The 2,973-nt window shown below is 41.1% G+C and carries 3 protein-coding genes; 1 reads left to right on the forward strand and 2 read right to left on the reverse strand.

From position 1 onward, the window contains the following. Nucleotides 1-317: 317 nt before the first annotated feature. Together nblS and O9290_RS04565 are read right to left on the reverse strand one after the other, a co-directional pair. The gene (nblS, locus tag O9290_RS04560; protein WP_002762449.1) at nt 318-2,309 is read right to left on the reverse strand and encodes a two-component system sensor histidine kinase NblS; all 1,992 of its coding nucleotides are present in this window, start codon (nt 2,307-2,309) and stop codon (nt 318-320) included. A 326-nt stretch (nt 2,310-2,635) separates the two neighbouring features. Continuing rightward, nucleotides 2,636-2,776, reverse strand: coding sequence for a hypothetical protein (locus O9290_RS04565; RefSeq protein ID WP_288086758.1), 141 nt, complete (start codon nt 2,774-2,776; stop codon nt 2,636-2,638). Between O9290_RS04565 and O9290_RS04570 the strand changes: the two genes are divergently transcribed. Then, nucleotides 2,724-2,909: a hypothetical protein gene (locus tag O9290_RS04570; protein WP_288086756.1), complete on the forward strand. Its 186-nt coding sequence runs from the start codon at nt 2,724-2,726 to the stop codon at nt 2,907-2,909. The genes O9290_RS04565 and O9290_RS04570 overlap by 53 nt on opposite strands. The last annotated feature ends 64 nt before the right edge of the window (nt 2,910-2,973 follow it).

Consider the following 2,973-nt stretch of genomic DNA (forward strand, 5'->3'; position numbering starts at 1 on the left):
CCCTTATAGAGAAAGGCATTTAGCGATTTTTGTCAATTGTTTTTTATCTAGAGCGAACTAATCAATTAAGTCTCTTGCCAGATAAGGATTTAGTCGATTTATGCCCCCCTATCGAACCATAACAAGTAACGAAGAGCCGTATTTTATCCATGACTACAATGCACAGCAAAGCAAAGGATTAAGCCGCCATCACTACTACCGAATCACCACCAAAATTCCCCCTCTCCCTCTCCCTAGGGTTTTTAAAAATTGGTGTCTCAGGAATAAGGGATTATTGCTATTATTAACCCTGATTTTGGGCAGTATTGCTCTGGCTTTTATAAACTCACGTCGTTAATTTTTTTGCTGGCGATCGAGCCTTGATATAAATCTAGATCGAACCAGAAAGTTGTGCCAATTCCCACTTCACTAATCAAATTAATTTGACTATAGTGCTTTTCAATAATATTTTTGACGATCGATAATCCTAATCCCGTCCCTTCTAGGGTATGAACGCGATTTTCTACCCGATAGAAGCGATCAAATATGGCACTTTGATCCTCGGCATCGATGCCAATACCAGTATCGGATACTTCCACGCGAATTTTGAGAGTTTCTTGGGGATTATCTTTGCTGATTTTATAGGCACGAATCACCACTTTACCGCCAGCAGGAGTAAATTTTAGGGAGTTACCGACTAGATTAGTTAATACCTGTAAGAGTAGATCATAATGACCTAAAATTGGTAATAAATTGGCTTCAATTTCCGAGCTTAATTCTAGTCCTTTATCCCTAGCATTGAGTTGATAAGTCCTCAGGGTTTGTTCGATTAATTGTCCGATATCGAGCGCATCTAAGTTATAGTTACGGGAGGATTCTAACCGGGAAAGATCGAGAACATCATTAACTAAACGAGTTAAGCGATCGGTTTCATGATTGGCGGTTTCTAAAAACTCTCTTTTTTCTGTATCGCTGAGATCCTCTCCAAATTCTGTCAGGGTTTCAATAAAAGATTTGATGTTGAATAAAGGGGTTCTTAACTCATGGGAAACATTGCTGATAAATTGACTTTTTGCCTCATTTAATTCTGTTTCTCTGGTGATATCCTGTAGCGTCATAGCAATTCCCCGGACATTCTCCCGATACTGATCGAATACCTGAGTTAACAAAATGCGAATTGTGCAGGGTTTCGGGTGAGTTAAAGATAATCTAAATTCCGCCGGGGAATAGTTATTATTTTCCTGATCAATAACAGCATTTTTCTGATTTTGATTAGCGGATTCTTCTGGTTGGAGGGTTTCTCCTGCCGCAATTTGATAGAGAGGTTTAGTTAGTTTAACCGTTAACTCCGAAGGAAAAAGATGTAGAACATTTTTACCGATAATTTCCTGATCTTCCCAGCCAAATATTTCCCGAGCCGCTGGATTAATTAATAATAATTGAAAGTTAGTATCTAAGAGAATTGCTCCATCAGCAATAGTGGACATTAACGTATCTAGTTTGGCTTTTTCGGCGGTCATTTCTTCGATATTTTGTTCTTCGTATCGTTCTAACTTTTCCGCCATTTCATTAAAACTGAGAATTAATTCCCCTAACTCTCCTCCCAGGGGTAAATCAACGCGCTGCTTAAAATTTCCCGCTGCAATATTTTTGACCCCGACTAATAACTCCTTGATTGGTTTGGTGATAGTTAAAGCATTAAAAACTGCCCCGAGAATCACCATCGCCCAAATCGAGACAAAAACGGCAATAGTAACATCACGGGTTAGATTAGAAGAAGCCACCACAATAGCGTTAGGATTGATCCCGATCGCCAATACTCCCAAATATTTGCCCTCATGATTCAAGGGAACAAAGACATCGGTTACTTCACCGTCGGGGGTTTTATGCTGACGGACGAGGGGAGTTTCCCCATTTTCGCCATAATTTTCCGGTAATTGAATGCGACGCTCGATCGTCAGGGAATTTTTAACTTCGGCGGTAGAATAGGGAATGCCGAAAAATATTTGACCCTCCTCGTTAGCGTAGATCAAATAACGAACACTGGAGGTACTACTATAAAAACGGGCTGAAAAACGGGCTAAATCGGTTAAATTGTCCTCAGCAATCAGAGGGGAGACATTAGCGGCTAATAACAGCCCTAAATCCCGGCCAAAACGGGTATCATTGAGACGGACATCCTGCTGGATCGTGTTAACCGCCCAAAAGGTTAAACCACTCATCAACAAAGAAACGGCTAAAGTAGCCGCAGCCATTAATTTAGTTTGGAGGGTGAATTCGGACCACCAACGGGCGATCGCTTCTCGGAGACTAGGCAGAAAATTAGACACGGTTAGGCAGGATTAATCTGTATTCTTGACTACTCTATCGCTCAAATCGCGGGTTAGCACGATCATCTTAACTCATTAAACCTCTTGCATAATTAGGGTCTGCTGAAAAAGTTTTTCGTGGGGACAGGGTGTGGGGTGTGGGGTGTGGGGTGTGGGGTGTGGGGTTTTACCGGTTTTGAGGTGGCCAATTACCTAATTTTCAAGGAAAAAGTGCCTCAATTTTCCCCCTCATCACTCCCATGCCTGGTACTTTTTGAGGGGAAAAAAGTCTAAAAGTCTTACCCAACAAGGTTTTTATCATTACTCAGCAAGCCCTAATTAATTTTTCAGGGTTCAAAAACGGCAAAAATAAGGATTAAATGGCATAAAGTCTGTAAATAGGGTTTGCGGCAAAAAGTTTTTCCTGGGGGCAAGGTGTGGGGTGTGGGGTGTGGGTGGTGGGGTTTTACCAGTTTTGAGGTGCCCAAGTACCTAATTTTCAGGGAAAAAGTCCAGGGATTTTCCCCCGATCACTCCTATATCCAGTACTTTTTGATTGACAAAAGGTCTAAAAGTCTTACCCAACAAGGTTTTAAGATTTATTCAGCCAGCCCTAAATAGACCATTTAACTGATTATTATTCCTTCTTAATTCTCCTGACTACTGACTCCTAACCCTAACAACA

The organism is Microcystis sp. LE19-41.2A, assembly GCF_027530405.1.
GTDB lineage: Bacteria > Cyanobacteriota > Cyanobacteriia > Cyanobacteriales > Microcystaceae > Microcystis > Microcystis aeruginosa.